The organism is Klebsiella sp. A-Nf5, assembly GCF_002810545.1.
In the GTDB taxonomy this organism is placed as follows: Bacteria; Pseudomonadota; Gammaproteobacteria; order Enterobacterales; family Enterobacteriaceae; genus Klebsiella; species Klebsiella variicola.
The window spans coordinates 1-6,944 of record NZ_PIOG01000139.1 but is presented as its reverse complement, the minus strand read 5'-3'; the positions used below and the strand labels follow the sequence as shown (position 1 = coordinate 6,944).

At 62.1% G+C, this 6,944-nt stretch carries 8 protein-coding genes; 1 reads left to right on the top strand and 7 read right to left on the bottom strand.

Features of this window, described 5'->3' with window-relative positions; all coding sequences use genetic code 11:
- The 6 genes from nei to CWM53_RS15245 all read right to left on the bottom strand — a co-directional run.
- Window positions 1-670: endonuclease VIII (gene nei, locus CWM53_RS15270; protein WP_100750805.1), on the bottom strand; the 670-nt coding region annotated here is incomplete at its 3' end.
- Window positions 671-685: 15 nt separating this feature from the next.
- The gene (pcp, locus tag CWM53_RS15265; RefSeq protein ID WP_074386514.1) at window positions 686-1,330 is read right to left on the bottom strand and encodes a pyroglutamyl-peptidase I; all 645 of its coding nucleotides are present in this window, start codon (window positions 1,328-1,330) and stop codon (window positions 686-688) included.
- Between the two features lie 29 nt (window positions 1,331-1,359).
- Window positions 1,360-2,112 (bottom strand): 5-oxoprolinase subunit PxpA, encoded by a 753-nt coding sequence (gene pxpA, locus CWM53_RS15260; RefSeq protein WP_061155318.1) that lies wholly within the window; start codon window positions 2,110-2,112, stop codon window positions 1,360-1,362.
- Window positions 2,102-3,034: a 5-oxoprolinase subunit PxpC gene (gene pxpC, locus CWM53_RS15255; RefSeq protein WP_061155319.1), complete on the bottom strand. Its 933-nt coding sequence runs from the start codon at window positions 3,032-3,034 to the stop codon at window positions 2,102-2,104. Before pxpC ends, pxpA begins: the two co-directional genes overlap by 11 nt.
- Window positions 3,028-3,684, bottom strand: coding sequence for a 5-oxoprolinase subunit PxpB (gene pxpB / locus CWM53_RS15250; protein WP_061155320.1), 657 nt, complete (start codon window positions 3,682-3,684; stop codon window positions 3,028-3,030). Before pxpB ends, pxpC begins: the two co-directional genes overlap by 7 nt.
- Before the next feature lie 14 nt (window positions 3,685-3,698).
- Complete coding sequence (locus CWM53_RS15245; protein WP_100729331.1) at window positions 3,699-4,442, bottom strand: type 2 GTP cyclohydrolase I; 744 nt, start codon at window positions 4,440-4,442, stop codon at window positions 3,699-3,701.
- Between the two features lie 268 nt (window positions 4,443-4,710).
- On the opposite strand from CWM53_RS15245, the gene CWM53_RS15240 reads away from it, so the two are divergent.
- Complete coding sequence (locus CWM53_RS15240; RefSeq protein WP_100631540.1) at window positions 4,711-6,189, top strand: MFS transporter; 1,479 nt, start codon at window positions 4,711-4,713, stop codon at window positions 6,187-6,189.
- Here CWM53_RS15240 and phrB read toward each other — a convergent pair.
- A partial coding sequence (gene phrB, locus CWM53_RS15235) for a deoxyribodipyrimidine photo-lyase (protein WP_100750804.1) occupies window positions 6,161-6,944 on the bottom strand: 784 nt, incomplete at its 5' end. The two genes, CWM53_RS15240 and phrB, sit on opposite strands and share 29 nt — an antisense overlap.

Sequence of the window (6,944 nt, the reverse complement as noted above, 5' to 3'; positions counted from 1 at the left end):
CGCCGTGATGCCTGTTGTCATCCGCCTGGCCGCGGGTTCGATAAGAAAGCCGCGGGATATCCAGCAGCGCGTGCGCCAGCGCATCCAGCTGACTATCGCTCAGTTCAGCGGCTTTACGCTTTCCGCTTAATCCCACCTGCCAGAGGATCTCCACCCGCAGATAGTTACCGAGCCCGGCCAGAAAAGCCTGATCCAGCAGCAGGCCGGAAAACTGACGATGGCGGAATTTGGTCGACAGCAGCCGCGCTTTCACCTCCTCCGCGGTTAACGTCATATCCAGTACATCCGGTCCGACGCGCAGTAAAAACGGGTGATGGGCAACCTGCTCCGCCGTGAGCATTTCAATGTCCGAGGCGCTATAGAGCAAAATCGCCTTGCGTGCGGTCTGCAGCCTGACGCGCAGCACCCGGTTAGAGGCGGGCTGTTCCCCGGCGTCAACCACGCGCCAGACACCGTACAACTGATTATGGCTGTACAGAGTCAACCCGCCGGAGAAGTGGGTCAGCAGGGCTTTCCCCCGGGTGTCAATATGGGTAACCCGCTGACCCATCAGCGAGGTTTGGTAGGGTTGCAACTGGGGAAAGGCGAACCAGACGTCGGTTAAAGGTTCGCCTTTGATTGCCGCCTCCAGTTTATCCGCCGCGCGGCGGATCTCCGGACCTTCCGGCATACTGTCATCCTTCTGTTAATGGGTGGCGCCGCCGCCCAGTTTACTATCCACCGACTGGCGCAGCGCCACGGCAATGGCCGTTTCCAGCGCCTCCCGCACGGTGGCGGTCGCCATACTCGGTTCGCCGGGATGGGCCGCCGCCTGCACCGGTAGCCATGGAATATGGATAAAGCCGCCCCTGACGCCAGCCTGCTCCTGCAGCTTATGTAGCAAACCATACATCACGTGATTGCAGACGAAGGTGCCGGCGGTTTGGGAGACCGAAGCCGGGATCCCACGATCGCGCAACGCGCTGACGATCGCTTTGATCGGTAAGGTGCTGAACCACGCCGCCGGCCCCCCGTCGACGATCGGCGTGTCGACAGGCTGCTGGCCGTTGTTATCGGGAATGCGCGCATCATCGACATTGATAGCCACACGTTCAACGCTGATATCGACGCGACCACCGGCCTGCCCCACAGCAATGACCAGCCTCGGCTGCAGGTCTTCTATCGCCGCGTAGAGCACCGACAGCGCCTCGCCAAACACACAGGGGAGCTGGCGGGCGATCACCGGCTGCCCGGCAATCATCATCCCGTCCAGCAGCTTCACCACTTCCCATGAAGGGTTAACCGTCTCGCCATCAAAGGGTTCAAAACCGGTTAACAACACGCCTGCCATTATTCTCTCCTTCGCGGTCATTCAGGTTGTCACGCTTCAGCGTCCAGTTGCGCGCTGACCAGAATATGGCGCCCGGCAAACGCCGCCCGCAGACGGCGGGCAAAATCCAGCGCGTGCGGGCCATCGCCGTGCAGACACACCGTCTGCGCCACCACGTTGGCCCACTCGCCGCTGATGCTGCGCACCCGGTGGTGTTGCACCATCTCGAGGGTTTGCGCCAGGGCCTGCTCTTCGCTGTCAATCAGCGCGCCGGGCTGGCTACGCGGCACCAGGCTACCGTCGGCCAGGTAGCCGCGGTCAGCAAACACCTCCTGACGCGTCGTCAGACCATAGTGATGCCCGGCACGGATCAGTTCGCTGCCCGCCAGCCCCACCAGCACCAGCTTCGGGTTAACATCACGGACCGCGCGGGCAATGGCGTCCGCCAGCGGCGGCGATTTGGCCGCCTGGTTATAAAGCATGCCGTGCGGCTTCACATGCTGCAGCTCGCCGCCCTGCGCCTGAACGATCGCCGCCAGGGCGCCAATCTGATACAGCGTCTGGGCATAGACCGTTTCCGGCGGCAGATCCATCGCCGTACGACCAAAATTTTCCCGGTCGGGATACCCCGGATGGGCGCCCACCGCCACGCCGTACTTCAGCGCCTCGCGCACGCTCTGCACCATCAGCCGGGCATCGCCGGCGTGAAAACCACAGGCGATATTCGCCGACGACACCAGCTGGAGCAGCGCGCTATCGTTCGCGCCCCCTTCCCCGAGATCGGCATTGAGATCAATCATCATCGTGGAGTCTCCAGGCCAATTGTTCAAGATAACGCTGACGATCGGCCCGCGCCTTCAGCGCCTCCTCCAGCGAGCAGGCGACGAAGTGGATCGGCTGCCCCAGCGGGATCTGCGCCAGCTGGTACATATCAGCCTCAATAATGCAGGCGATGCGCGGATAACCGCCGGTGGTTTGCGCATCGTTCATCAGCACGATGGGCTGGCCGTTGTGCGGCACCTGCACCACGCCAGGCAGCAGACCGTGTGACAGCATTTCGCGATCGGTGGTCCGTTTCAGCGGCTGTCCCTGCAGGCGGTAACCCATGCGGTTGCTCTGCGGGCTGAGCTGCCAGGGAGAGCGCCAGAACGACGCCTGGGAGGCCGCATCAAACTCGTGATACTCCGGGCCCGGCAGCGCGCGAATGCGATTGTCCAGCGGCAGCTGCTTGACGCCGCGCGAGGTGGTAAAGCGCCGAGCGGCTTTCCCGAGCTTCAGCTGGTCGCCATCCTGCAGGCGGCGTCCTTCCAGACCGCCAATCCCCGCCTTAAGATCCGTGCTGCGCGAGCCAAGCACCACCGGGACCGCAATCCCGCCCGCCACCGCCAGATAGCTGCGGATGCCATGCTGCGGCGTTTTCAGCACCAGCCGCTGTCCGGCCCGGTAGGCGGTACGCCAGCCCACCCAGACCGCTTTGCCATCCAGCGTCGCTTCGCAGGCGGCACCGGTCAGCGCGAACCAGCCGCTGCGGGCAAATTCAATCTCCACCTGGCCGAGGGTTATCTCCAGCCCGGCGGCGTTCGCCTCGTTGCCAACCAGCAGATTGGCAATCACCAGCGCCGGATAATCCAGGGCGCCGCAGCGACTGATGCCAGACTGGCGCAGGCCTTCTCGTCCACCGTCCTGTACCGAGGTGTACAGACCGGCGCGGATCAGGGTCAACATACCCCCTCCTTTTGCGGCACAAAGCGAATTTTATCGCCCACGCGCAGCAGCGCAGGCTCCTTACGCGCCGGGTCAAACAGCGTCAACGCGGTCCGCCCCAGCAGCTGCCAGCCGCCAGGCGTCGCCAGCGGATAGATGCCGGTTTGCGCGCCGCCAATGCCCACCGATCCGGCCGGGACCCGCACGCGCGGTTCGGCGCGACGCGGGGTCGCCAGCGCCGGCGGCAGCCCGCCCAGGTAGGGAAATCCCGGCTGAAAACCAATAAACCAGACCAGGTATTCCACCGAGGCATGCAGCTCCACAACCTGTTTTTCACTCAGGCCGCTGTGCTGCGCCACCACCCCGAGATCCGGCCCGGCCTCGCCGCCGTACACCACCGGGATGGTTAATGACCTCGACTCCGGCGCCAGCGCAAGACTCTCCTCCCACCAGCGCTGTAGACGGTCTATCGCCTCCCACGCCATCTCCTGCGGGCGGCGGAGCACCACGGTGATATTGTTCATACCGGGAATGGCGTCAACCACCTCTTCGTGGTGAGACAGACGCTGGGCCAATCCCCAGATCCGTTGCTGGCTCTCGAGCGTGACCGGCGGCTCCAGCTCCAGCACGACGGCCGTTTCTCCTAACAGATAACAACGCGCTCGCTGCACTTTTCTCTCTCCCGTCAGACAGGGTTGGGAATATCAATAAAGGTGACATCCAGGTCGGTCGTTTCCGTCAGCCATTCGCTGAGGGCGCGAATGCCGCCGCGCTCGGTGGCGTGGTGACCAGCGGCATAAAAATGCAGCCCCTGCTCGCGGGCAGAGTGAATGGTTTGTTCCGACACCTCGCCGGTGATAAACGCGTCCACCCCAAAGCGCGCCGCGGCGTCAATAAAGCCCTGGCCGCCGCCGGTACACCAGGCGATGCGGCTGACGGTGTCCGGCCCGGTATCGCCGCACCACAGCGGCTTGCGCCCCAACCGCGCTTCGATCCAGGAGGCCAGTTCGAGGCCGGAAACCGGCATCGACAGTTCGCCCCACGGCACCAGCGGTTCGATTTCACCCAGCACGTTAATCCCCAGCAGATGCGCCAGCTGCGCGTTGTTGCCCAGCTCCGGATGGGCATCCAGCGGCAGGTGCCAGCCATAGAGATTGATATCGTTGGCCAGCAGCGTTTTCAGGCGGCGGCGCTTCATGCCACGGATCACTGGCGACTCGTTTTTCCAGAAATAGCCATGATGGACGATCACCGCATCCGCCTGCAGCCGAACGGCTTCATCCAGCAGCGCCTGGCTGGCCGTCACCCCGGTGACAATCTTGTGCACCGTGTCGCGTCCTTCCACCTGCAAACCGTTAGGGGCGAAGTCACTGATGGCCGCACTATTGAGCTTGTCGTTAATCAGTTGTTCCAGTTCGCTATTTTTCATCGCCACTCCAGCAGATAATCAGGGTATACAAAGGCATAACATAACCATATCCATTCGGGCCGTCGATAGTCCACTACCGGCACCGACCATGACTTTTTACCGGATCCCGCATTTTGTCTACCCACCCCGTCGCGCATTCGTGTATATTTATGCACTAATAAAGCATATTAAATAACCAGAAAGCCCCTCAAGCCATGAATATGACTAATTAAGCGCTATTCATGCAGAACGATCGACTTTCGCTTTACGCCAGGAAACCACACTTCTCATGAAGACAACATCATCGCAACCGCGGGCGATTTACTACGTCGTGGCGCTGCAAATCTGGGAATATTTTAGCTTCTACGGCATGCGCGCCCTGCTGATCCTCTATCTCACCAATCAGCTCAAATATGACGATAACCACGCCTACGCCCTGTTCAGCGCCTACTGTTCGCTGGTCTATGTCACGCCGATCCTCGGCGGCTATCTGGCCGATAAGCTGCTGGGCAACCGGATGGCGGTGATGCTCGGCGCGCTGCTGATGGCCATTGGCCATCTGGTGCTCGGGGCCAGTGAAACCGCCCCGGTCTTCCTCTACCTGTCGCTGGCGATCATCGTCTGCGGCTACGGGTTGTTTAAATCCAACGTCAGCTGTCTGCTGGGCGAACTCTACGAACCTGCCGATCCGCGTCGCGATGGCGGCTTCTCGCTGATGTATGCCGCGGGCAATATCGGCTCGATTATCGCGCCTATCGCCTGCGGCTACGTACAGGAGGAGTATAGCTGGGCGATGGGCTTTGCCCTGGCGGCCATCGGCATGGTGGCGGGACTGGTGATTTTTCTCTGCGGCAACCGTCACTTCCAGCATACCGCCGGCGTCAACCGCCAGGCGCTGTGCGCGCGAACCTTCCTGCTGCCGAACTGGGGCTGGCTGCTGGTGCTGCTGGTTACCGCCCCGCTGCTGATCGCCGTGCTGTTCTGGCAGGAGTGGTCGGTGTATGCCCTGATCGTGGCCACCGTTATCGGCCTGGCGGTGCTGGCGCGGATCTACCTGCGCGCTGAAACCGATAAACAGCGTAAGGATCTGCGCCTGATCGTTGTCCTCACCGCGTTTAGCCTGCTGTTCTGGGCCTTCGCCCAGCAGGGCGGGAGCTCCATCAGCCTGTATATTGACCGCTTCGTTAATCGCCATATCATGAGCTACGAAGTCCCTACCGCCATGTTCCAGTCGGTCAACGCCTTCGCGGTGATGCTCTGCGGGATGGTGCTGGCGTGGCTGGTGAAAGAGAGCGTCGGTGGCAATCGCACCGTGCGCATCTGGGGGAAATTTGCCCTCGGTCTGGGCCTGATGAGCGCCGGATTCTGCATCCTGACCCTCAGCGCCCGCTGGTCCGCGGCCTATGGCCAGTCGTCCATGCCGCTGATGGTACTGGGTCTGGCGGTGATGGGCTTTGCCGAACTGTTTATCGATCCGGTCGCGATGTCGCAAATCACCCGCATTGAGATCCCGGGGGTCACTGGGGTGCTGACCGGCATCTATATGCTGCTCTCCGGAGCCATCGCCAACTATCTGGCCGGCGTTATTGCCGACCAGACCTCGCAGGCGTCATTCGACGCCGCCGGGGCGGTGAACTACTCCATTGACGCCTACATCAAGGTTTTCAGCCAGATCACCTGGGGCGCGCTGGCCTGCGTTGGCGTGGTGCTGGTCATCTGGCTGTATCACTCACTGAAGGTCAGGACCCGCCGTCTGGCGGTGGAGTAATTCCTTTTCTGGCGGCCTCCCAGGCCGCCAGCGTCTCCTGCCGCGCCTGTTTGTGATCGACTATCGGGCGCGGATAATCCAGTTTGATCCCTTGTTTATCCGCCCACGCCCACGGCTGATGCAGCGCTTTTTCCGGCACCTTTGCCAGCTCAGGCAGCCAGCGACGCATAAACACCCCCTGCTTATCAAACTTCTCGCCCTGGGTGATGGGATTAAATATGCGGAAGTAGGGCGCGGCGTCGGTGCCCGTCGAGGCCGCCCACTGCCAGCCGCCGTTGTTCGCCGCCAGGTCGCCATCAATCAGCTGACTCATGAAGTAACGCTCCCCTGCCCGCCAGTCGAGGCGCAGATCTTTCGTCAGGAAGCTGGCGACAATCATGCGCAACCGGTTATGCATCCAGCCGGTGGCGTTAAGCTGGCGCATCGCGGCATCGACTATCGGAAAGCCGGTCTCCCCGCGCTGCCACGCCCGCAGGGCGGCATCATCTTCGCGCCAGGCGACCTGATCGGTCCAGGCGATAAACGGGCGTCCTTTACAGAGTTTCGGATAGTAGACCATCAGATGGCGGTAAAACTCGCGCCAGATCAGCTCATTAAGCCAGGTGGCGCCTGCCCCGCCGTCCAGCGCGGCGGGGTGTTCCGTCAGCAGACGATGCAGGCACTGACGCGGCGACAGTACCCCGATAGCCAGGCAGGGCGACAGGCGGCTGGTCCCTTCCACTGCGGGGAAGTCACGCTGTTCCTCATACTCCGCC